Consider the following 25675-nt stretch of genomic DNA (forward strand, 5'->3'; position numbering starts at 1 on the left):
GTATAAATACTTTCGTGAGTATAGATAAACTTCGGCGTTATTCAGCCTTACTTTAATAATTTACTTATCTTTTTGCCCACCAAGGCGACGAATAATCTATCGCTTCAGCCTCAAGAGTAAGCTGATACGGCGGGCTAAACAGTGACCAAAACGCTTGCGAGAAGTCTTCATCGGTAAATACCAAGTCACCCTGAGCTTCATACTGTTTGAGTAATTTAAGATAACCCTCAATAGGCATCTGTGGATTCGTTGGGCGATATACCACAGCTCCGCCAAACTCAGTGTAGAGTGCCTTTTCTACGAGCCACTGCTTAACAAACTTTTCGGCTAACGCATGTTGCTTTTGAACCGGTAAGCTAGAACTTTCTCCAAACGCAACCAAAAACGACTGCTTAAGTTCGGGACTAACAGATATACGATTTTTAGTGGCATAGTCGTTAATGATTGCAGTAAGCAAGCTATCAATAAGTTCACTTACGCGCTGATTGGCTGACACGGTCACCGACGCTTCTTGCGTTTGGTTGTCGTTTTTAAGCATGCCGAAAGCTACACCATTAAAAACCGCTAAGCTATCTTGCGTTTGGGCACCACTAGAACAGGAAAAAAGGAATAGAAAAATAAAAAAGTGTTTTTGGTCGAGTTTAAACGCGTCATAACATTCTCAATGAAAGGAAATAAAACGTATTGTGTTAAAACAAGACTACCATGTCACACTAATAAATGTGGACGAGAAGATTAAATAATGGAGCTAAAATAATGAGAAGGAAGAGGAAATGCAGAGTCTTCAGAATAAGAAAAGAAAAAACGGCGAATAAAATATTCGCCGTTTTTTGAATTTCTTAAAGCGCTGTTACATTTGCAGCTTGAAGACCTTTTTGACCTTCTTCAACTTCAAATTCTACGCGCTGGCCTTCTGGAAGGGTTTTGTAACCTTCGCTTTGGATTGCACGGAAATGTACGAATACATCTTTACCACCGTTATCCTGAGTTAGAAAACCATAACCTTTATCAGCGTTAAACCACTTAACGGTGCCTGTTACTTTAGACATGTCGTATAGACCTCAAATATCATTTCAAATAGCGCATGTGCGCCGGGTATTAATTGTCTTTAATAGGCGGAGTTATTGGGTCTTACTTACGACTGGGCAAACAACTTACAGTAAATCTAGGAGTAACTTGAGTGGTTGTACGTATAGCAAATGTTTCATAATCACGTCTATTTAAAGACTTGTGGCTAAAAAAGCCAAGGGCACTATAACACTGTTCGTGGCTATTAATACACCATTTAATTGATAAATAGTGGATTTCATAAAAAATTCACCGGACCGTAACTCAAATCAATCGGCTTTTTTCCAACCAACATACCAACAAATCAATGCCAGCAAAAAGCTACTAGCAGGAAATTGCCAAGGTAAGTCATACATAGGCAAAATTGCAGAAGAAATAGCCAGCCCGCTACCGACAATGCTGAGATGACTGCTTTGTGCTATTCGTTTTTGCTGCGCAATAATTGCTTGATTATCACGTTGTTGTTGAAGGGGTAAACGCTTTAATTGTTGCAAGCTGTCATACAGCAAATCAGGCATTTCAGGTAACTTCTCCGACCAGAAGGGTAAGTTGTCCTTTACTTTGCTGAACATAGCCGAAACACCAATTTGTTCCTTCATCCAGTTTTCAAGAAACGGCTTTGCCGTTTTCCACAAATCTAGCTGAGGATAAAGCTGGCGGCCAAGCCCTTCGATATAGAGCAGTGTTTTTTGTAACAGCACCAACTGAGGCTGCACTACCATATTGAATCTACGAGCCGTATTAAAAAGTTGAAGCAACACATTGCCAAAGGAAATTTCAGCCAAAGGCTTTTGGAAAATAGGCTCACACACGGTGCGAATAGCCATCTCAAACTCATCAATATTCGTATCGCCTGGTACCCAACCAGAATCAGCATGTAGTTGTGCTACTTTTCTGTAGTCCCGATTGAAGAACGCGATGAAATTCTCAGCTAAATAGCGCTTATCTTCACGATTTAGCGTACCGACAATCCCGAAGTCAATCGCGATATACTTCGGATTATCTGGATTTTCGGTAGATACGAAGATGTTTCCGGGATGCATGTCAGCGTGAAAAAAACTGTCTCGGAATACTTGAGTGAAGAAGACTTCAACGCCCCGTTCAGCCAGCACTTTCATATTGGTGTTTTGTGCCAATAGACCATCGATGTTAGAGATAGGTAGCCCGTAAATACGCTCCATCACCAACACATTGGAACGACAGTAGTCACTGTATATCAAGGGAACGTAGAGTGAGTCTGAATCTTCGAAATTACGTCGCAGTTGAATACCGTTCGCCGACTCACGCATTAGGTCCAATTCATCAACAATAGTTTTACGATACTCGTTAACCACCTCTACCGGGCGCAATCGTTTTCCATCAGGCAACCACTTTTGCACTACACTCGCTACACTTTCAAGTAAAGCCATATCCGCATTAATGGTGTCGCGAATATCTGGGCGTAGTACTTTAACCACCACATCCTCGTTGTTCGCTTTCAATGTGGCTGCATGCACTTGTGCTATAGATGCTGACGCGAGAGGTTGAGTGTCAAACTGAGAGAATAGTTCACCCAGATCGTTAATTCCGAGTGCAATTTTGACGGTTTCTGTTGCTAACTCAGATGAAAAAGGTGGAACTTTATCTTGTAGCCTTGCAAGCTCGTTCGCAATCTCTGGGGGAAGTAGATCTCGGCGGGTAGACAACATCTGGCCAAACTTGATAAATACTGGCCCGAGAGATTGTAGAGCGAGAGTGATCCTCTCGCCTTGTGATTTCCCTTTATGCTTATTGCGCAACCAGAAAATACTCATTCGTAATAACTTGGCATACCAAGGTAGCCATTTTTCGGGCACTAAATCATCTAGGCCATGCTCAAGCAGTACCTTGTTAATGCGATACAACCTCAAAATCCGCATAGTTAACTCTTCGATCTGGTTGATTCTAGATGATTTAAACGCGCTTCTAATCTTGCCGTATCATCTCTTAACGCATTGACGTTATCACTGAAGTGCATCACAGCAAGCCTATGGGCAGCCAATTGCTTTTCCTCAACAAGGGCATTGCCGAGTACTCGACTTACCATCTCTGATCCTGTGCGCGCTTTTTCCGATAATGTTTTGGCAGCAGACACCAAAGAATGCGCAAAAACATCAGTCGTGTTTGTTGCGATGATTTCTTCGATATCAATATCTAGATGTTGAAACAAGCCACTCACCTGCTGAGCAACACTCAGGGCACCGTCTACTGTAAGCTCGCCTTGCTGAATCAAGCGTGTAAGTTGGTTGGTATCTTTAAGTGATGGCAGAGTTGATACCCGAGTTTGAATGCAACAAGACTTATCATCGAGTTTTGCCACAACGTCGCTATGGTCGTCATATTCAGTGAGCACATCAACTTGGGTTGAAAATACCAAACATATTGCATTGGGCAGTGGGTCGATGAACAAATAGAGGCGCATGCCATTGAGTCTAGACAGCCGCGCTTTACTGTCAGAGTCTAGAGACAGGAGGCGATTAATCGCCTGCTCAATAGCCGCGCTGAATAACGCTGAACTCGGCATTAAAATTTAAAGCCTCGGTGAAGCGCGACAATTCCACCCGTTAAGTTTTGATAATCACATTGGTCAAAGCCTGCTTTTTCAAACATGCCCTTTAATGTGTCTTGATCTGGGTGCATACGAATACTTTCTGCAAGATACTGATAGCTTTCAGCATCGTTTGCTACTAGCTGTCCCATTTTAGGTAGGATATGAAAGGAGTACATATCGTAAAGTTTACTGAGCTGTTCTGATGTTGGCTTTGAGAACTCTAATACCAGCAATCTGCCACCGGGCTTAAGCACACGGTAAACAGAGTCGAGAGCGTTTTGTTTCTCGGTCACATTACGCAACCCGAACGCCATAGTTACAACGTCAAAAGTATTATCTGGAAAAGGTAACGCTTCCGCATCAGCCTGAACATAGTCGATATTGCCCACCAAACCTCTATCACGAAGTTTGTCGCGACCTACCTTCAGCATAGATAGATTAATATCGGCCAACGTCACTTTACCCGTTGACCCCACTAGGCGAGAAAACTTAGCCGTTAAATCGCCTGTACCACCAGCAATATCTAACACCTGATTTCCTGGACGAACACCGGCACAGTCAATGGTGTAGCGTTTCCACAAACGATGCACACCCATCGACATGAGGTCGTTCATTACGTCGTACTTTGCTGCAACGGAATCAAAGACTTCTGCTACAAGCGATGCTTTTTGATTTTTCTCTACTTGCTTAAAACCAAAATGCGTAGTGCTTGTATCGTTTGAATGTGTTGACTGTGGGTCGCTCATAACATTCCTGTTTGCTGAATTTTTCGTATTGCTCAAGTGTATCGAATTGTGAGCCCAATCAACAGCGATTTAGCACTACAGGCGCTGATTTGGCCCCCAACTTAACGCAACAATCACGCTGATCTCACTCAGGCTTCGACCACTTTCAAGGTGCCATTGATAAAACGCTGCGTTGGCACTCTCTAATGACTTTTTACTCGTCAGCCCACCCGAAATAATGTCGTTTTTTCGCAAGTAGTCTTCGATATCACGAGAGAACAGAAAGGTGTCGATACCTAAAGCGCGCAACATGTAAGGCCCCGTATTTCCACCGAGGCGAGCGCCGTGTTTTTTCAAATACAGCCAAAGCTCAGTGATGTTTTGCGGAGAATACTGTGCTACGAATTCACCGAAACTACCGTGTCTGCGCGCTACATCACTCACCATGAGGGCATTATCGCGAACTGTCATGACTTTTTTGAAGTTGCGCACTATGCGCTTATCAGTGGCTTTTTGCTCAAACATCTCGTCGGGCATCAACAACACTTTTTCGATGTTGAACTCGAAAAACACGGTTTCAAAATCTGGCCACTTTTGTTCAATGACGCGCCACACAAAGCCTGACTGAAATACCTTTTTGGTCATTTCAGCCAAGAATCTATGGTCAGGGATTTTTGCAACCTGGGCCTTGGTGAGTGATGAAGGTAGCATCGCCTCAAGGTTATATGCGCCGCCTTTGCGCTCACAAGCCCGTTGATAAATTGCGTCAAATGACTCCATTAGGCACGAATTCCGCTATGACGCAATAAAGCATCTACCTGAGGTTCGCGGCCCCGGAAAGCGACAAACAAGTCCATGGGCTCTCGACTCCCACCCATTTCCAGTACATTGTTTAAGAAGGAGCGACCTGTCTCATTGTTGAAAATACCGTCTTCTTCAAACTTGCTGTATGCGTCTGCTGAAAGTACTTCAGCCCACTTGTAACTGTAGTAACCTGCGGCATATCCACCCGCAAAAATATGGCCAAAGCTGTTTTGGAATCGATTAAACTCTGGCGGGATAACCACTGCGACTTCTTTTCTCACATCGTCCAACGTCTGCTGCACATCAGCAGAAGCGCCATCTTGCATATGAAGTAAGAAATCAAACAAGCTAAATTCGAGTTGTCGAACCATTTGCATGGCTGATTGATAATCTCGAGCTGCCAACATGCGCTCTAACAAGTCGGCAGGAAGCGGCTCGCCAGTTTCAAAGTGTCCAGACAAGAAAGACAGCGCCTCTTTTTCCCAACACCAGTTTTCGAGGAACTGACTAGGTAGTTCTACGGCATCCCACGGAACACCATTAATACCAGACACTCCTGCTACTGACATTTGCGTAAGCATGTGATGAATACCATGACCAAATTCATGGAACAAGGTCACTACTTCATCATGGGTAAATAAGGCAGGCTTGTCTCCCACCGGCGCATTAAAATTGCACGTTAAATAAGCTACCGGAAGTTGTAGCTCACCATTCAAGCGATACCGTCGCACTCGACACTCGTCCATCCACGCACCGCCTCGCTTCTTAGCGCGAGCATATAAATCTAGATAGAAGCTACCGCGGTGGTTGTCTGCACTGTCGAATATTTCAAAAAAAGCGCACATCGTCATGCCATATATCTACATTTTTGCGTTCGGTAATAGTAAGCCCAAATAAGCGTTGTACTACTTCAAACAAACCAGTCAGCACTTTATTTTCAGGGAAATAAGGTCGCAGCATCTCGTCAGAAATAGTGTACTTATCCTGTTTAAGCTTTTCGCTGTAGTAAGGCATATCCCACGCCTTTAGTGTTTCAACGCCGTGCTTTTCTTTTGCGTACTGGGTAACTTCTTTTAGCTCTTTTTCTGCTTGAGGTTTGGATTTGGCTGCCAAATCACGTAAAAAGCCAATGACCTTATCTGGTGTATCGGCCATTTTGGTTGCTAATGAACGCTCTGCATAGCTCTTAAAATCAAGCATAGAGGCCAATTCGGTACGCAACTTCAGCGTTTCTTGAATAATCGCGGTGTTGTCCCATTGTCCAGCATTGGGGCCTTGCTCAGACGCTTTGGTCACATATGCCCGGTACATTTCCTCGCGCAAATCACGATTATTGGCATACAACATCACTGGTAAATACGACGGAATATCTAAGGTAAATAACCACCCTTCTTGGTCTTTCTGCTTCGCTGCGTGGGCAGCAGCCTCTAAGGCAGATTCTGGCATACCAGATAGCTCGGACTCGTCAGTCACTAACTTAGTCCAACCCATGGTGGCGTCCATAACATTGTTCGAAAACGTGGATGACAACTCACTGAGCTTGGCTTTAATTTCTGCATAACGCTGCTTTTCTTCAGCAGGCAACGCAATACCTGATAGGGTGAAATCTCGAATAGCATCATTAACCAGCTTTTGTTGCTCTTCAGACAAGGTAGCAAATTCATCAGATGCTTTTAGTGCTTGGTATGCATTGAACAATCCCTCATGTTGTCCCATCCAAGTGCCGAACTCGGATAACAGGGGCAAACAAGCGTCATGAGCCTCTCGTAATTCGTCTGAGCTTACCACTGAATTCATATGGGATACAGGCGACCACATTTTACTCAGTGCATCATCTGATTCCTCTAGTCTATGCACCAAGTTTTGGTAAGAATAATCCTCTGACGCAACAACAGCTTCCACATCGGCTTTGCACGCCGCAATAGCTTTTTCTATGGCAGGTTTTATGGAATCAGGTGTAATAGCAGAAAAAAGCGGCAAACCGTCTACATGTTCAATCGCGTTTGTTGTCATAGCGTCATTCTCGTGATGTTCTGATAGGGTTAATCTTGGGTCAAGAATCCAAAAAGCAACAGTGCGCTGACGGCTATTTTGCAGTTAACCCAATAAAACTTAAAACATAAATTTACGTAAGGATTTGTGTAAAGGCATTGTATTTTGGTGTGAGAGTTTATACTTACACTCCAATGAAATAATTTTCTGCGACAACAGGTCTATTGCGACACTGGTCTGTTAACGTAACAAAATCTACTTAGCAGTAAGTTTGAAGGAAACAAGGCGTATAGTATGAAAACCTTTGATTATATTTGTGTAGGCGGTGGTAGCGGCGGTATCGCTTCGGCAAACCGCGCGGCAAAACACGGTAAAAAAGTAGCGATTATTGAAGCAAAAGCTATTGGCGGTACCTGCGTAAATGTAGGTTGTGTGCCTAAAAAAACCATGTGGTACGGTGCACAAGTAGCCGAAGCTATTCATCGCTATGCACCTGATTATGGCTTTGATGTTACCGTGAATAACTTTAGTTGGGACACGTTAGTTGCCAGCAGACAAGCCTACATAGATCGCATTCATGCTTCGTACGACCGTGTATTAGGTGGTAACAATGTTACTGTTATCAATGGGTTTGCTACCTTCGTTAATAACACAACTATCGAAGTCAACGGTGAAACCTACACAGCGCCTCACATCACCATAGCCACAGGTGGGCGACCAATATTCCCCAATGTACCAGGTTCAGAATATGGTATTGATTCAGACGGATTCTTCGCACTTAACCAGCAACCCAAGCGCGCCGTAGTTGTGGGCGCAGGTTACATTGGTGTAGAGCTTGCTGGAGTGCTTGAAAGCCTTGGCACTGAAACCCATTTAGTGGTACGTAAACACGCACCACTGCGCAACTTCGACCCGATTATTTACGAAACGCTTACTGAGATCATCAACGCCGAAGGGCCTACGCTACATACTCATGCGTCGGTGGAAAATGTCACTAAAGCAGACGATGGCGAGCTTACTGTTACTCTGACCAATGGTGAGACTATCGTGACTGATTGCTTGGTATGGGCAATAGGCCGCAAACCCGCCACTGACACTATTGGCTTAGAAAATACTGACGTGTCTGTGGCTGAAAACGGCACTATAGTGGTCGATAAATTCCAAAACACTACAGCAGAAGGCATTTACGCTGTTGGTGATATTACCGGTGAAGCAGAGCTAACTCCCGTTGCCGTAAAAGCGGGGCGTTTGTTAAGTGAGCGCTTATTTAACAACCAACACGATGTGTACATGGATTATTCTCTGATCCCAACGGTAGTTTTCAGCCACCCCACCATTGGAACCATCGGTTTAACTGAAGAGCAAGCAAAAGCTGAGTACGGTGACGATGTGAAGGTATATACCTCGTCGTTTGCGTCAATGTATACCGCAGTCACCAAACACAGACAGCTTACAAAAATGAAGCTTGTATGTGCCGGCATAGAAGAAAAAGTGGTTGGTCTTCATGGTATTGGTTATGGCATGGACGAAATACTCCAAGGCTTTGCCGTTGCTATTAAAATGGGCGCTACCAAAGCTGACTTTGACGCATGCGTGGCTATTCATCCCACCAGTGCGGAAGAGTTTGTTACTATGACCTAGTATTAACGGCTTGTTTGCCCCAATAGGGGTGAACAAGCCATTTAGCTTAGAAGATTCAGCAAAAGTCTAATAATCCCTTCACTTGCCTCCGCGTATAATCAGTTCTAGCATTAACAATAGGCAGTAGATAGTAGCGACATCTTATGAAATCAGAACAAACTGGCAGAGTGTTACGACTTAATAAACTCGGTTCTTACGAATTAGAGTTGAGTGGCAACGTTATCCGGTTTGATGGCAGGGGTGTGGTATCAGACGACGATGTAAAGAAGTACCACGAAGATATTCATTCGTTGATGTCTGAAATTCGCGGAGAGTGGGGTTTACTGGGTTTAGTCGGCGGTGTTGGTATTCTCACCCCAACTGCAGAGGAAGAACTCGTCGCCTCAATAAAACAGCGAAAGCTGTACGGCATGAAAGGATGCGCCTTAGTTGTCTCGCAAGCCGTTGTACCGCCTCTAGTACAAAGCCAATTTGAACGTATTTACTATGCCTCTGATCTAGCCTTCTCTTTCTGTAACTCTGAACAAGACGGACTTACGTGGTTGGAATCCATCGGGTGTTTTCGCGAACTCTAATCATTGTGCTGCTGTGGCTGATAAGAGATGATCTCTTCGGCCGGTAACGCAGGGCTAAAATACCACCCTTGGATAAGTTCAACGCCTAAGGCTTGTACGAAATCAATCTGATTTTTTGTTTCAACGCCCTCAGCCACAAGTTCAAAGTTTAGGTTTTGACACATCCTACAAATTTCTTTGTAAAGTATCGCTCCTTTTTCGTCTTGTGCTTCATCTAGCATCGACTTATCAATTTTGATGGTTTGGGCACTGATCTTCGTGAGCATCGAAAGGCAAGAAAACCCTGTACCAAAATCGTCAATAGACACGCCAATTCCATATTCCTGCAACTCAATAAGAACTTTCTCGATTTCGGTGGAATACTCCATATAACTCGACTCTATGAGTTCAAGTTCGACCTGTTCGCCAACATTTTGTAAATGCTGAATTAAGTGCTTCACAAAACCAGGATGTAGTAGGTTATTTGGGTCAAGGTTAATACTCACCTTGGGAGAAAACCCCTGCTGATTCCACTCAGTTAACGTACTTCCCACTTCTTGAACAACCCAGTTGTCGATTGGTAAGGAAAAGCCTTCCTTTTGCAGTGCATCCAAAAAGTAGGGGCCAACGACTTTACCATCAGCACGTTTTAACCTTAGTAACGCTTCGAGGCCGTGAAGTTGTCCCGATACCAAACTCACTTTGGGCTGGTAATACAGTAATAACTGACCTTTGTTAACATCGTCTATTGCATTAAAGGTAGCTTTAATAGAGCGACGCTGTTCTTGGTGTTTCTTAACCAAGTGACGCTCTGATAACAAATCCATATCATCTCTCAAGGACAGCTTTTTACGCAAAACCTGTTCAGCTTCTTGTAACTGTTCTTCAACACTACCCGCGATTACAAAAGGCCAATACAAAGCTACCCCAACAAGAATCAACAGCAGTTGCGTAAGCACAGCTAGCATATTGCCGTTGGTCGCGAAATATATATTGACGAGGTCTGGCACCACCCAAGAATGTTGGTAACTAACGAATTCAAACCACTGCTGCTCAACAATAAACAAGCCTACCCAACAGTTAATAAGAGGTACAAATAGGAAAGGGACAAGCAATCGAATATTAAAGGCGATTGGCAAGGCGAAGATCAAAATTTCGTTAATATTGAATAGTGCAAACGGCGCAGCAATCATTGCAATGCGCCTAGAGTGGGCATCTTTTGAAAACAAGAGAACAGCTATTATTAAACACCAAGTTGCTCCGCCACCGCCAAAATTAACAAATAAGTCAGAGAACTGAGACATGGGTAAATTGGCTGCGAGTGGAAAGGTATAATAGTTCACTACACCATCAATTGATTGCTCTACCAGAATATGAAACGTATTTGCCCCATGAAGCCCAATCCCCCAAAACAGGTTACTCAAAAACACGCGTAAACTGATGAGTGATTCAGGCCCAACTTCAGACAAGATATTGATGAGTGGTTTCAACACAAATGATGCGAAATAGGTCACCGCCACCAAAGTCATTGGGATGACGATCACCGACAATAAAGAGGGAATTAAAAGGTGAAAGTGGCGCTTAAGGTGCTGACTTACAGAAGATGAGTGTATGAATCTAAGGTTAGCTTTTGTCTCAAAAAACTTAAGCACATACGCTGACGCGAGCATTGCCAATATTAACCTTGGATCTTTTACAATGGTTTCTACATCAAGTTTACTTGGGTCTTCCATACCGAGTAGCACGACCACTACAAGTGAAGACAATCCTAACGCCAGTACCGCCATCACTGACACGTTGATGTTTTTTGAAAACTGAAATCCGATGGCCACTGCCGCAAGTGGCGCAAAACATACGTTAAGCGAATAGGCTATCTCATATAGAATACGCTGAGTATCAGGAAGTAATTGGAAAATAGAGAGTAGTGACGACGAAAGGGTAAACAACGAGAGAATGATCAAGAAAGGCAATAAAGAAATGAACGCTTCACGAATAGAAATCATGAAGGTTGACCCTGCGGTTCTCTCGAAATACAATTTCACCAATTACTCCCCTCTATTGGTACGCACATACTTCCTACGGTAGGATTAAGCTTCACAAAAACGTACATTGCGTTGCCATACTGCAAAGATAACGTGTCTGTCATCATGGTGACAAGGAGCCATTCCATGTTATTTCAAAGCATTGACATACTTTTTTGCTAACACAGCTTAATGAACTAGTCTTATTTCAAGAGGTATTAATCGCAATAGGTTTAAAGGGTGTACTGAAGTATGCAGTCAAAAAAAGAAATACCACCTGATATCGCAAGCTTAGACATCCTTTATGCAAGGCAACCAATCTTAGACATAGAACATAAGTTATACGGCTTCGAGTTATTGTATCGAGGGAAAACCTTCGATGTTACCAAAGACCAAGATGGCATAGGTGCAACTGGAGAACTATTAAGTAACCTATGCTCGATCGCACTAGACAGTACTAAGGCAAATACAAAGCCCAGTCTTTTCATCAATATCGATAGACATTTTATTGAGTCTCCAAGCTTCTACCCCAATCAGTCTGACAATATAGTATTGGAGATTCTTGAGACTGTGCCCGCTACACCCGATATTCTTGCTACTATCAGAAAGTTAAGAACGCTCGGTTTTTCTTTTGCGTTAGACGACTTTGCATTTGAGGACCATAGACTGGCGTTTCTGCCTTACGTGACAATTATCAAAGTAGATGTGTTGGCTTGTCCACCCAGTCAAGTGCGTGACCTACTTCCAAAAATCACAGGGCATAAAGTGACTCTGCTCGCAGAAAAAGTAGAGTCTATGGAAATGTACAACCAATGCGTTGATGCAGGTTTTACCCTATTTCAAGGCTACTATCTGGAACGCCCCAGTTCAGTACAAGGGGTAAAAATAGCAGCAAATAAGGAAGTCACTCTAAAACTGCTTTCTGAAATCACCAGACCTGATATCACAGTAAAAGAACTAGCCGACCTAATAGCATGTGACCCACGACTAGCAGTAAAACTCATGTTATTGGTCAACAGCTCTTTGTATTCGTTCGTAAAAGAAGTGGTTGATTTTAAAGAAGCGGTTGTCATGCTTGGTATCGAGGCCGTAAAGCGCTGGGCAATGATTTTACTGCTCGTTGCTGAATCAACGTCACCAAAAGAACTACTCCGGATTCTCTTAGCTAGAGCAAAAACATTAGAGCTATATGCCTCTGAAAACAACAACGACACTGAAGGTGAATTGTTTACGTTAGGCTTATATTCTGGAATAGAGGCATTGTTGGGCATACACATAAAAAATATTGTTAACTACCTACCAATGAGTGCTCAGATGGCCCAAGCACTGACTGATGAATCCGGTGAGTATGGTGATATTCTGAGAATCGCCAAAAAAGTAGAGGCGTTTGATACAGACGTATCAACTGTCGAGTCCAATTCATTCATAAAAATCAATAGTAACTACTGGCAAGGGCTTCAGTGGGCAGATGAGTTAATGGAAACACTTGAGGCTTAATATCTACAATATTGCTGCTAGGAATGTAGATCAGGATTACCGTGAATTGGTAGTTCTAGGGTAAATTTAGTCCCTAAGTCACTCTTGGTGTAATACAAGTCTCCCCCCAACTTAATGGCATTATTTTTGGCCATGTAAAGCCCCAACCCCGTTCCTTGTCCTTTACCAGGGTGTAGCCTCGAGAACATAGAGAACAATCGCTCAACTTTGTCACTAGCGATGCCTAAACCATTGTCATTAACTTCAATCACGACGTTTTGTTGACTACTGTAACCTGTTATTTCAATGAAGGATCTATCTTTGTCAGGATCAGCATATTTAACTGCATTGGAAATCAAGTTGTCTAGGATAGACATCACCAGAGTTTCGTCTGTCCTGATCACTGTTTGAACACACCAGTCAACAGTAATCTCTATTTCCGAGTACTCCTCTAAGTCAATAAACTGAACTAAGCACCTTTCTACAATCTCCTTTAAGTTACAATGGGTGATCAAAGGTAGCTGATGTCTATTTTGCGTTATTTTTAAGATACTCCCGACGAGTTGCTCCATCTTTGTCAACGACTGTTCGATCGCATCTATGTGTCTGGCCACCACGTCTAGTTTGTTTTTTGCAATACTTTCCCTAGTAAACTTGAGCACATTTTTGCACGAAATTAGAGGCGAACGTAAATCATGAGATGTTCTGTAAGCAAACTCTTCAAACTCTTGATTCGTTTTTTCAAGTCTGGCTTCTGTAGCGCGTAAAGCACTGACATCTCTGGCGATACCCAAAATAAAAGTTTTGCCTGACTTGTCTTCAAATCGAATCTTCTTTGTAAGGTAAATTCGATCACCAAGTGTTTCATAGATTTCTGATTCCCCCTGCTCCAAGGCAATTCTATCAGCCTCTAAAAACCGCTCGGCTTCTTCTGGAGTAAAAGATTCAATGGTAGTGTGACCAATAATCTTGTCTCGTTGTGACTCGGGGTAGAGTTTCATAAAAGAAGGGTTTGCAAGGCGAACGACAAATCTATCATCTTTGACAAATATCATGTCGGTGTTTACGTCAATGAGCAACTTCTGAAAATCTAGCGCTTCCTGCAGAGCTAACTGTTTTTGTTTTAACGCTGTTATATCGCTATGTACTCCCACCATTCTGATGGGATTTCCGTCTTTATCCCATTCAACGACTCTTCCGCGACAAAACACAACAACAGTACTCCCATTTTTGTGCTTGTATCGCACTTCTTGTTCGTATGGGTGCTGCCCTTTTGTAGCTACATGCTTTTCAAAATTTGCTAAAGCGACGTTGAGATCACTCTCAAAAATAAGATCTTGCCAAGCACTTGGTTTGTGCTCTTTCTCACTAGGGTCGAAACCAAATATTTCCCAAAAGCGGGGTGACATGTATTCGTAGTCTTCTTGAATATACCAATCCCAGTAACCATCGTTACTCGAGAGCATGTAATTATCATAGAGAGATTGAATTTTACCGTATTCTTCACTCACCCAGCGACTCACATCTTGCACTATTCCTACAAGTACAAGACGACCACTCTCATCTCTCATTGATTCGGCTTTTACACTCAGTACTCTGTGCGTATGCCGCTCCATGAACGTCTCTTCAAAGCTCTGATGACTCTGTAAAGCACGCTCAACGCAGTGAACCAACCGAGCACTGTCGGTAGTTGTAAATCGCTCTGCAAACTCATTGAGAGAAGGAGGGAAGTCTCCGAGGTCACACCCATGTTCACCCCAGGAAATAGTGTTTCCCTCAGCTTCTTTGAGGACCCACGTACTCAATCCAATGAGTGATTGCGCTAGTTTTTGGTAATCCATGTAGTATCTCAAGCTACCTTAATTTGATACACGTTAAGCATAGCACTACAAATCACTCTGTAAGTCTTGACTCACTTTTAAATCAATTTCGTTTCTTCGCACCGCAAACCTGAGGCTTCGCCCCAAAGAATCGATATCAATTTCGTCTTTTTGCAACAAGTCCAAAAGCCCATGAGAAAACAATAGTGGGTTCAGCTTTTTGTCAGCTCGGCCTGTTACCACAAGTATCGGAGGTCTATTTTCTCTTTCATCAAAACACTCTGCGAAGTCAATAGCAGTCTCTCCATCCAAATGAAAATCCACAATACAAGCACCAATAGATTCCCGCTGATAGATGTTCATAGCTTCAGATATGGTTGATGCCACGTATACCTTATCCACCAAATCAGTCAACAGCATTAAATGATTTTCGATAACAATTTGACTTGCACTTTCATCGTCCAAAACCAGTACCGACACTTTTTTGCTAAGCTCTACATTTCCCAGTGCGGCGAGGGCATTATTCACACTCCGGCGCAATTCATTGTAGGCTACAGCTAAACCTTTTTCCGTATACTTCGCTTTTGACACATCGGAGAATGTAAGTGCGACTCCTTTGCTCTCTGCAACATCACTATAAGCATATGAATTAATAGAAATTTGCAGTACTCGCTTATCTCGGGTAACTATCTCTTTGACGACCGTACGCCCGGTACTAACTACTTTTGAGACGTCTGCGAGCATTTCATCATATTCGATATTTTGAGAAATATGATGTAAAGGTCGATTAACGTCGGTTTCGAGAAGGTTGATGTATTTAGAGGCGGCATGCGTGTATCGGCGAATCAATAGATTCTCATCTAAGAAAACAATGCCAATATTTGAGAGACTCAAGACCTCATCTAAATCGCTGTTAGTTTGTGAAATCTCTGCAATCTTCTCCTGATACTCAGAATTCACTGTGTAGAGCTCTTCATTAACCGACTGTAATTCCTCGTTTGTGCTTTGCAATTCTTCATTTGCAGACATTAACTCTTCATTGGCGGATTGTAGCTCTTCGTTAGTTGTTTCTAATTCCTCTACAGTAACCTGTAAGTGTTCTTTACTTTGCTTTAGCTCTGTTTCTAAATCCTCTATGCGCTGACGTGCTTGCTCCGCCGCGTCAAAGCTAATCTGAGTTACTGAGGATGCATTTTCATTTGTGTCTTGCTGTTCAAAAACAAGCCAGTAAAAACCGGGGGAAGACTCAATATCATGCTCTTTCATGTAAAAAGCTCTAATATTAAGAGCAACCTGTTCTTTACCCACTTGTGTGTAAACACCAGTGTAATAAACCTCTTCTGAAGACTGCCTCGCTCTATGCAGCGCTGAAGATACAGCAATTGCAATGTCATCATTAACCATATCTTTGATGTCATTGCTAATGCGGCCCGGAGGCACCCTCTTGATAAAGTTCTCTACATTGCCGTATACGTGAATTGCCTCTTGTTCATCATTCAGTAATACACAAGGTGGCGCGTACTTCGAAATTAACTTTTCACTGGCAAATGAGGCAGGTGCACCCGAGGTGCTGTTTCCCCGATACCCCCTCAACAAACGTGACACTGACGGCATTGTCTGGCTGGAGGTTTGAGACATGGAATTCATCGAAGGCGACGCCCCCATAGGTATGCGCACACTACTCCTTTTTCTGAACAATCGAGTCCGGTCGCTAATTGTTTCGAAATGAGGAGCCAGCTCTGACAGGTTTTCTGAGGAACCTAAAAATAGGAAACCATCTTTACACAGCGAAAAGTGTAATGAAGCTAGTACGCGCTTTTGCACGCTGTGTTGAAAATAAATCAGAATATTTCGACAAGACACAAAGTCCATGTTTGAAAATGGTGGGTCAGAGATCATATTGTGGGTGGCAAATATAACCATCTGACGAATGTTTTTATTTACTTGAAAAGTATGTGTGGTTTGCTTTGAGAAATGACGAGCTAATATGTCAGAACCAACGTCGTGTTGAATGTCATCACCATACAAACCAACACTCGCTTCATTGATAGCGTCGGGATTAACGTCAGTGGCAAACACTTTTACCGTGCGTTTCAGGTTTTGTCGTTCAATTTCATCAGCAAACAAGATGGCGTATGAGTATGCCTCTTCTCCTGTGGAGCATCCTGCACTCCATACTCGAATAGGGTCTTTTTCTGTCGAGTTTCTCACAATTTCCGGAATAATCTTTTCACGTAATATAGTAAACGCCTCGTCATCCCTAAAAAAACGAGTTACGCCGATCAATAGCTCTTTACTCAACACCTGAACCTCGTATGGCTCTTTGAACAACAAGGTTAAATACTCTTGGAGCGTACCGATTTGCTTTATTGTCATTCTTCGCTCGATTCGTCGAGCCACTGTGGAAGGCTTGTACTTTGAGAAGTCTATTTCACTTTTAGCTTTGAGAACGGTAAAAATCTCATTCATCAAATCTTGATTATCGACCATTCTCTCTTTAATAACTTCGGTTTTACCCTGTGCGAGAGGATGGGAAATATAGGCTGATAATTTCTCTCCAATATCTTCTGGTTTCAAAACCATATCCACCATGCCAGTACTAATAGCACTGTTGGGCATACCATCAAACTTCGCACTTTCTGGCGACTGGGCAATAATGAGAGCCCCAGCTTCTTTGAGTGATTTAACCCCTCGGCTTCCATCAGATCCTGTTCCAGAAAGGACAATGCCAACGGCTTTGTGCTGTTGGTCTTCAGAAAGCGATCTGAAAAAAATATCTATCGGTAAGTTGAGACCTGATTCGGGAATTTTATCGGTAAGCAGCAATCGCCCTCGAGCCATTTGCATATTTTTCTTCGGAGGGATCAAATAAATAGTATTCGCCAGAACTTGAATACCGTCTTCCACATCTTGAACGTTCTGAATTTCCATATTTGTGTGTTTACTCAGAAGCTCAAGCATCATGCTTTTAAAGTCAGGAGATAAATGCTGAACTATCACGAAGGCAGCGCCGGTGTTTTCTGGTAGTTGTGAAAGTAGTGTTTGTAGAGCTTCTAGTCCGCCAGCTGAGGCACCGACTCCCACATAGTGACTGGGTAAATTGTTGTTCGTCGCTTTTTCCATTGCTGAAATATCCTTCGTCGTTACAGTTGTGATCTATCACAGGCGAGTACCACTATAACAAAACACGTGCTGTTCCTGAGAATTAGACTATAGTTTAGTTGGTCTTTAGTGGCATACCAAGACACGCATCCAGATGTTAGATTAATGTAACGGAAAATTCGAGCACTATCATGGCAGTGGTATCCCAGACCGAAAATCGCAGGAAAGATGACGACATAAGGCAGGCAATCGAACAAATTCAGTCAACTATGTTCGACAGAGATGCTGCTGATAAACCTTTTCCCCCTCCTGTCCAGAATTAGTAGCGCTATCTCTCATGCCGAATACTGTGTGGTAGTTAATGGTCACAATGGTATGCCTATTGAATCTATCGATGAAAATTCCGACATCAATAAACACTATACAGGTAACAGCGAAGATGTATTTGACGAGACAGTGTTGAAACATTGGCTCACTAATCATTACATTCCGAATAAACCAGTGTTATTCAACGACTCGATACCTGATAGCTATCAAAGGCTAGTTAAACACAACAAAGCTATAACTAGCATTTCAATGATACCCATCACAGTCTCGAGCCACATTTACGGTGTTATTGTTCTAGCCAGCGTCGAATCAAAGATTGAAGCCTCTGCTGTTTCACGGCTATCTCCCGTATTAGGTTCATCGGTAATGGCGCTAAAAGCAGCACAATCAGTCAAGGGGCATAACGAGTGTATAAGCGAAAAAATAGCGAGCAATCATTTTTTAGATAGCTTATTGGCAACCAGCCCCGTTTGTGTAGTAGTCGTAGACGCGAAAAATACAATCGTATTTGCTAATGACGCCGCGAACAAAACCTTCGTAGGGTTATCCCTTGACGCCGAGCAAGAAATGACTGGTAGCCAAATTGACTTATTCCTACCTAACTACAACTCACTATTTAACTGGCGTAGAACAAATCGCCGAGCCCCTCGTGACAATGACGAAAGCACCCTAGGTTTTTTGGAAGAGCAGTCTGCAATTAAACAATCAGGTGTTGAATTCATCGTGAATATTCATGTATTCCGACATTCATTTGGTGAAAATCTTTATACCACCTTGCAGATCAGTGATATTACCGAGCAACGGGCTGGGTTAGAGCAATTTCGAGAAACTTCCCAACAGTTGAATGCGCTGACACATTTGGTGCCTGTTGGAATTATCAGAGTCGACGACCAGTGGAAATGTCAGTTTGCCAATGACAAATGGCTTGAACTTTCCGGACAATCGGCGGAAGAAGCAAGTATGACAGGCTGGCTAGATGCCTTTCATTCTGACGATATACAGCATGTATTGGAAAAACTTCGAGCTTCGCTCATCGTTGGTGAGAATTTCTGCTCAGAGGTTCGGCTCGTTAACCCCTACGGCAACGTTCGTTGGGCAGAAATGAATACTCAAGTTTTATATTCTGACAATGGGAACTTACAGGGTTTTATCGGTACTTTTGCAGATATTACAGAGCGATTAGTCTATCAAGAAAAGCTGAAGCACACTGCAGAGTATGACTCTTTGACTGGATTAGCTAACCGAGAGCTTTTTACTAAGAGACTAGATCAAGCCTTACTTGCTTCGAATAGAGGCGATTTTAGCGTATATGTGATGTACCTAGATTTAGACGGATTTAAGGATATCAACGACACCTATGGACACAGTACAGGTGATGTATTATTGCAGAAAGTGTCCGATAGACTAATTAATACGCTAAGACAAACAGATACTATTGCTCGCTTCGGTGGTGATGAATTTGTGGTTTTACTCGGGCGAAATACACGAGACGACGCTCACATTATAGTGGCAGAAAATCTAGTTAGGGAACTCGCACGCCCGTTTCGAATAGAAGAGAATCAATTAAACGTCACTTGTAGTGTTGGTATTTCAATGGGTATTGGAGGAGTTGCTACTGCTGAGGTTTTACTCAAACAAGCAGACGCCGCTTTATATCTCGCAAAAGGCGAAGGCAAAAACAAGTATCGTATGTTTTCTGAGGAGCTCAACGAGCAAGCAAAGCACCGAATGTACGCTTCTGCAAAGATCAGAAGCGCGATACAACACGATGGTTTTTTTCTCGTGTTTCAACCTCAAGCCTCGATTGCAAACAACACATTGGTAGGATTTGAGGTACTTTTGAGACTAAACGACAAAGAAACGTCAATTAGCCCTCAAGAATGTATCAATATTCTGGAAGATACAGGCCAAATGATCTCGGTTGGTCAATGGATCGTCAAAGAATCTATCAAGCAAATGAGTGTTTGGTTAAAGTCTAAATTGATGCCTGAAAATGGTTTTATTTCAATCAACATTTCGGCAAAACAGTTACTCGACTCTCATTTGACATCGTTGATTTTCGACTGTTGTAAAGACAACAACATCTCTCCAGAACGGGTCGTCTTAGAGCTTACTGAAACAACTTTAATTGATAAGCCAAAATCCGCGCTTCGCACCATGAAACAACTTAAATCTATGGGTGTGCGCTTTGCTCTTGACGATTTTGGTACAGGTTACTCTTCGCTGACCTACCTACAGCGCTATCCAATTGACCATATTAAAATTGACAAATCATTTATTTCCGACCTGCTTACCGACGACAATAACGCAAAAATCACTCAATCTATCGTCACTCTTGCACAGTCACTCGCGTTAAAAATTACGGCAGAAGGCGTTGAGGATGCAGCGACACTCAGCGTGTTGGATAAAATGAAAGTGGACTATTTTCAAGGTTACTACTTGAGCAAACCTATAACTGCTGACGAAGTTAACAACGTATACCCAGCCAAGCAAACCTCTAATGTTTTGCCAATAAGACGAAGACTTAAAAAGTAGAGTTATCAACGTAAACGACAGTCAATCAAAACAACTCCACATCAAGAAAGTCATTTACCGGTGCTTCCTCTTTTATTTTAGTCGCTTCCAAACGCTGTGCCAGACGGGATGACAGTGCCTTTAACAAAACGTCGATATCTTCGATACCGTCGTTTTCCGAATCTAGTGTGAGTTCTTGTTCAATAAGTTTCAGAAAGAAAGCTTCTTGCTCCTCTGTCATTGCGAGTTGATGAAAGCTTTCCTCTATTTTTTGTGTGACTGATTCAACAATGCGCTTTTTCTCGTTCGCCATAACACCAATCGTATCGCGCAGCTTTTCCAACACATCATCGATCTGACCATGGGTTTGCTCTAGCGCCTGCTGTTGTAACAAGCTAATAAACCTGGCGTTCATTGCAGGTATTAACTTGGCCCCCATATCAAGAATAGCATCGTGAAGCACAGGGTCGTCACCCGCGACATGTTTAACCAGCAGGGAAACATGCTCGTCATTAAGCATTAAACGGCGACCAAAGCGATAAATTCGCCCCTGGTCATGAAGCACTTCGAACACTTTTTCCATGGTTGGGTCACAAGGTGAAAGGTCGGTATCAAAACTCGTGACTACCTCGTCCCTATACTGTACAGCACAATGAATGCCGTGTGACTGCAAAGTAGATAATGTTGCTTTCGCCATACTTTCCAAATCACTACAGTTATTGAGTGCAGCGATGATTTCCATACCGTTGCCATAAATAGCTGCCTGACTTAAGGCCGTTTTAGCTACTTCTCTAGAATCAGCAGTGTCCTGAGCCATCTTCGACACACGTTCTAACTGGCTTTTAATACCCGTGATAGTTTCAGTAAAGGAAATGATGTTGTAGGGCTTAGTAATGTAATGCGATACACCAGCGTTAAAGGCATCTCGAATAGTCTCGTCATCTTGTTCGTCCGAGACCACCACAACAACAGGTGTTGCATAGGCGTTATTTACGTCCATTTGATCACAAAAAATACTGGCTTTGTGCTCACCTATTTGCCAATCCGACACCACAATTTTGATGTCGTTAAATTCCAGTATCTCCAATGCACCTCGCATATTATCAACAACAAAAATTTTAAAGTCGTCGCCAAAGGCCAAGTCATATATTTCGGCCTGTGTAGCATCCTGTTCGATAATGAGCAATTCCACTTTCACTTCCTTTGTTTGCTGAATCTTTGAAGAAGATAGCCACACAATCCGCGGCGATTCAGTCGATGTCGTTTCAATGGTAAGCATAACGGGCAGTGGTAAATTTGCCACTTTCCACTGAAAAATATTGAAATTACGATGATTTAACGATCCATTCAGCACGTATAAATTGTATGCTCAAGGTAAGTCTAGTTTTGCAGTAATTAGACCGCCATTGCGGAAGTTACTAGAACACGCCAAAACCACATAATAACGACAGTGAAAGTACAATGATAAAGACAACAAAATCGCTATTAGCCCTTGCGCTACTTACAGCGTGTGGCACCTCAAATGCCGAGACTCAATCGTCAACGGATACCACAGAAACTCAGGATAGCTACGACGTAGAGCAGTGGGATGTACTCAACCCACCCTTTGACCTCAATAGCATTACTATTAAAACCGATGAAACCACGTGGTCTAGCCTAGACATATCAGCCGATGGCAAGAACATGGTCTTTGATATGTTGGGCGATATATATCTAGTCAGCACCGACGGTGGCGATGCCAAACCACTTACACAAGATTTTGCGTGGAACATTCACCCTACTTTCTCCCCAGACGGTACTCAAATCGCTTTTATCTCCGACCGTGGAGGAATCAGTAATGTTTGGGTAATGGATACCAACGGCGAAAACCTACGTCAGATCACCACCGAAAAGAAGAACCTGATTCACTCGCCAAAGTGGAGCCCAGATGGCGAGTACCTCGTGGTAACTAAAGGCATAATGTCGAGCCGCAGTATTCCAGCGGGTGAAATTTGGATGTATCACCAATCTGGTGGTGCTGGCCTCAAAATAAAAGCAAGGAATCACGGTGCAAGTGACCAACAGAATATTGCCGACCCAGTATTCTCTCACGATGGAAAGTACATCTATTTCACCGAAAATACGGTGCCCGGTAGTCGCTTCTCATACAATCGTGATCCGATGGAAGGGATTTTCGCAATCACCCGCTACGACAGAGAGACAGGCGAAGAATCTCGTTACATCAGTGGTACAGGTGGTGCGGTAGTTCCAACACCTTCACCCGATGGTAAGTACATTGCGTTTATCCGTCGCGTAAAAGACCGCACCGCACTTTTCTTAAAAGACACGCAAACTGGCGTTGAAACACCACTCACACTAGAGCTTGAAAGAGACATGCAAGAGGGTTTTGGCTCTGAGGGCTAGTTTTGCGTATTTTGATTGGATGCCAGATGCTTCTGCTATTGTGTTTTGGACAGGTGGTAAATTTCACTCAATCGACATAGATACCAAAGCAATCAGTACGATTGATGTGAGCATAGAAGCGGAAGTTCACTATGCCGATGCATTGCGATTTAACGTAGATGTAGCACCCGATGAATTTGATGTAAAAATGATTCGCTGGTCGCAAGTATCTCCTGATGGCAAGTCAGTACTATTCCAAGCCCTCGGCAAGCTTTACGTTAGAGATATGAAATCAGGCACTGTAAAACGCTTAACCACTCAAAATGACCATGATGAGTACTATCCTCGCTATTCAAACGACGGTAAATCCATTGTGTACACCACGTGGAATGATCAAACCCTCGGTGCCGTGAGAGTGATTTCTGCGAGCGGTGGCGAAGGTGAGGTTATTACGTCGACACCTGGCCATTATATTGAGCCGGCGTTCTCTCCCAATGGCAGCAAAGTGGTTTATCGTAAATTTACCGGAGGATACTTACTTGATCCTAAGTACTCAGTTGATCCTGGTTTATACGTTGCTGATTTAGCGTCGAATACTCAAGAGCGTGTATCTCGCAGAGGATACAATGCGCATTTCGCTGGAGACGACAATCGCGTTTATTTCACTGAATCTGTGGGTGGTACGCCCTACCCCGAAACCCAACTATCGAGCGTTGATCTGCAAGGTAAAGACAAACGCACACACCTATACGGTGCCGACCAAGTCAGCGAATACCGCTTGTCACATGACAAAAAATGGGTAGCGTTTGTTTATCAGTTTAAGACGTACGTTGCGCCTTACGTGGAAAATGGTCAAAAAGTCACTATTGGTCCCAACATGACATCTCTTCCAGTAACTCAATTGTCTGCACAAGCCGGAGAATATCTCAACTGGTCGGCAGATAATTCTGCGGTGAGTTGGTTCCACGGTCCTGTGGTATACCAACGTTCGCTTAATGAAGCGTTCGCGTTTGTTGAAGGCGCACCAGAAACACTGCCAGAGCCACTAGCGCAGGGGATTAACCTGTCGTTTAGCGTAGACGCTGACAAACCCTCGGGCTACAAAGCACTTATTGGTGGCACAGTCGTCACGATGCGCGATGCCGACAACACACAAGAAGTCATTGAAAACGGTGTCGTACTCATTAAAGACAATCGCATTGAAGCGGTAGGCAAGCGGGGTGATGTTGTTATTCCAGATAACACGCTGCAAATTGACACCAGTGGCAAAACCATTATCCCTGGATTAATAGATACACATGCACATGGTTCTCAAGGCCGCTACGAGATAATTCCTCAGCAAAACTGGAGCCAATACTCCAACGTTGCATTTGGTGTCACCACGATTCACGATCCATCTAATGACACTTCAGAAATATTCTCTGCCGCTGAATTGCAACGTACGGGCGATATTGTTGCCCCTCGTATTTATTCTACAGGCAAGATCTTATACGGCGCTGAAGCATTGGGATACAAAGCCATTATTGATAGCTATGACGACGCTTACTTTCACGTAGAACGCCTAAAAGAAAGCGGAGCGATATCGGTAAAAAGTTACAACCAGCCAAGACGTGACCAACGCCAACAAGTGCTATGGGCTGCTGAAAACCAGCAAATGATGGTAGTGCCAGAGGGCGGTGGTAAGTTCCAGCAGAACCTGTCTATGCTAGTCGATGGCCACACAGGATTAGAACACAGTATCCCCATAGAGCGTGGATACGACGATTTAACCCAGCTTTGGGCGGCAACTGACTTTGGTTACACCCCGACCTTTGTCGTATCTTACGGTGGCATGATGGGTGAAGAATATTGGTACGATCGTACCGAGGTATGGAAAAACCCGCGTCTATTGCGTTATACGCCGTCGACTATTTTAGATGCTCGCGCAATACGTCGTCCAACGGCGCCTGATAATCAGTACAATCACCAAAATGTGGCTAGCTATGCGAAGATCCTCCGCGACAACGGCGTGGGTGTGCATATTGGTGCGCACGGCCAACGTGAAGGGTTAGCAGCGCATTGGGAGTTGTGGATCATGGAGCAAGGGGGCTTCACGCCATGGGAAGCGCTTCGCGGTGGAACCATCGACGGTGCTGAGCATCTGGGTATGGGTAACGATATTGGCAGTATCGAAAAGGGTAAACTCGCCGACCTCGTGGTTATCGACGGCGATGTACTCAATGACTTAAGTCGTAGCGAATATGTTGAATATACCGTGTTAAATGGCCGTATTTACGAGGCTGCCACCATGAACGAAGTCGGTAGCAGAGAGCAACGTGCTCCTTTCTTCTTTGAGGGAGATAACGCGACCTTTATGCCTTTATGCCAAGACAAACCGCACTAGAGATTCACGCTAAAGCACATAAGTACCATTGGAAACATTAGTGTTTCAATTGCTAACAAAAACTCGAGGGTTTTATTGAACACTGTTCAGTAAGAACCGGTGTGGACGGCTAAGTTTGTTTTTACTCTGTATCACGGTAATGAGAACCGCCGTCCAAACCGGACAACAATAAATTAAAAACAGCTAACTTTCTCCTCAATTAGCACGCAGATAAGCTGATAATTCTTTGAAATAAAGAACACGCAGTAAATGGATAAAAAAGCCGGAGCGCTTAATTTAACGAGATACAATGGAAAA

General features: G+C 43.4%; 14 protein-coding genes and 2 pseudogenes. 5 read left to right on the forward strand and 11 right to left on the reverse strand.

The features are described from left to right. Positions 1-64: 64 nt before the first annotated feature. From EYS00_RS15665 to prlC, 7 genes and pseudogenes are all read right to left on the reverse strand, one after another. The gene (locus EYS00_RS15665; protein WP_130638284.1) at positions 65-538 is read right to left on the reverse strand and encodes a hypothetical protein; all 474 of its coding nucleotides are present in this window, start codon (positions 536-538) and stop codon (positions 65-67) included. A 301-nt stretch (positions 539-839) separates the two neighbouring features. Next, complete coding sequence (locus tag EYS00_RS15670) at positions 840-1049, reverse strand: cold-shock protein (protein WP_130638286.1); 210 nt, start codon at positions 1047-1049, stop codon at positions 840-842. A 288-nt stretch (positions 1050-1337) separates the two neighbouring features. Next, positions 1338-2966 carry a ubiquinone biosynthesis regulatory protein kinase UbiB gene (gene ubiB / locus EYS00_RS15675; protein ID WP_130638288.1) on the reverse strand — a complete coding sequence of 543 codons (1629 nt, stop codon included), beginning with the start codon at positions 2964-2966 and terminating at the stop codon, positions 1338-1340. A gap of 2 nt (positions 2967-2968) precedes the next feature. Then, positions 2969-3610 carry an SCP2 domain-containing protein gene (locus EYS00_RS15680; RefSeq protein ID WP_130638290.1) on the reverse strand — a complete coding sequence of 214 codons (642 nt, stop codon included), beginning with the start codon at positions 3608-3610 and terminating at the stop codon, positions 2969-2971. Beyond that, a complete protein-coding gene (gene ubiE, locus EYS00_RS15685; protein WP_130638292.1) occupies positions 3610-4383 on the reverse strand; it encodes a bifunctional demethylmenaquinone methyltransferase/2-methoxy-6-polyprenyl-1,4-benzoquinol methylase UbiE in 774 nt (257 codons plus the stop codon). Before ubiE ends, EYS00_RS15680 begins: the two co-directional genes overlap by 1 nt. Positions 4384-4458: 75 nt before the next feature. Then, positions 4459-5142: a DNA-3-methyladenine glycosylase I gene (locus EYS00_RS15690; RefSeq protein ID WP_130638294.1), complete on the reverse strand. Its 684-nt coding sequence runs from the start codon at positions 5140-5142 to the stop codon at positions 4459-4461. Then, a pseudogene (gene prlC, locus EYS00_RS15695) lies at positions 5142-7179 on the reverse strand (oligopeptidase A). Before prlC ends, EYS00_RS15690 begins: the two are co-directional and overlap by 1 nt. 273 nt (positions 7180-7452) lie before the next feature. Here prlC and gorA point away from each other — a divergent pair. Further along, entirely contained in the window at positions 7453-8799 is a 1347-nt protein-coding gene (gene gorA / locus EYS00_RS15700; protein WP_130638296.1) for a glutathione-disulfide reductase, read from the forward strand. A gap of 143 nt (positions 8800-8942) precedes the next feature. Then, complete coding sequence (locus EYS00_RS15705; RefSeq protein WP_130638298.1) at positions 8943-9374, forward strand: hypothetical protein; 432 nt, start codon at positions 8943-8945, stop codon at positions 9372-9374. On the opposite strand, the gene EYS00_RS15710 is transcribed toward EYS00_RS15705, so the two are convergent. Beyond that, positions 9371-11395, reverse strand: coding sequence for an EAL domain-containing protein (locus tag EYS00_RS15710; RefSeq protein ID WP_130638300.1), 2025 nt, complete (start codon positions 11393-11395; stop codon positions 9371-9373). The genes EYS00_RS15705 and EYS00_RS15710 overlap by 4 nt on opposite strands. A 231-nt stretch (positions 11396-11626) precedes the next feature. Between EYS00_RS15710 and EYS00_RS15715 the strand changes: the two genes are divergently transcribed. Continuing rightward, positions 11627-12871 (forward strand): EAL and HDOD domain-containing protein, encoded by a 1245-nt coding sequence (locus tag EYS00_RS15715; RefSeq protein WP_130638302.1) that lies wholly within the window; start codon positions 11627-11629, stop codon positions 12869-12871. Between the two features lie 17 nt (positions 12872-12888). Here the strand turns inward: EYS00_RS15715 and EYS00_RS15720 are convergent, their stop codons facing one another. Together EYS00_RS15720 and EYS00_RS15725 are read right to left on the reverse strand one after the other, a co-directional pair. Further along, positions 12889-14691: a PAS domain-containing sensor histidine kinase gene (locus EYS00_RS15720; RefSeq protein WP_130638304.1), complete on the reverse strand. Its 1803-nt coding sequence runs from the start codon at positions 14689-14691 to the stop codon at positions 12889-12891. Between the two features lie 45 nt (positions 14692-14736). Then, the gene (locus EYS00_RS15725; protein ID WP_130638306.1) at positions 14737-17793 is read right to left on the reverse strand and encodes a chemotaxis protein CheB; all 3057 of its coding nucleotides are present in this window, start codon (positions 17791-17793) and stop codon (positions 14737-14739) included. 330 nt (positions 17794-18123) lie between these two features. On the opposite strand from EYS00_RS15725, the gene EYS00_RS15730 reads away from it, so the two are divergent. Continuing rightward, complete coding sequence (locus EYS00_RS15730; RefSeq protein WP_165399403.1) at positions 18124-20634, forward strand: bifunctional diguanylate cyclase/phosphodiesterase; 2511 nt, start codon at positions 18124-18126, stop codon at positions 20632-20634. A gap of 25 nt (positions 20635-20659) precedes the next feature. Here the strand turns inward: EYS00_RS15730 and EYS00_RS15735 are convergent, their stop codons facing one another. Beyond that, positions 20660-21805 carry a response regulator gene (locus EYS00_RS15735; RefSeq protein ID WP_165399404.1) on the reverse strand — a complete coding sequence of 382 codons (1146 nt, stop codon included), beginning with the start codon at positions 21803-21805 and terminating at the stop codon, positions 20660-20662. 269 nt (positions 21806-22074) lie between these two features. On the opposite strand from EYS00_RS15735, the pseudogene EYS00_RS15740 reads away from it, so the two are divergent. After that, positions 22075-25419: pseudogene (locus tag EYS00_RS15740) on the forward strand (amidohydrolase family protein). Positions 25420-25675: the final 256 nt, after the last annotated feature.

This window comes from Alteromonas sp. KUL49, assembly GCF_006538345.1.
GTDB lineage: Bacteria > Pseudomonadota > Gammaproteobacteria > Enterobacterales > Alteromonadaceae > Alteromonas.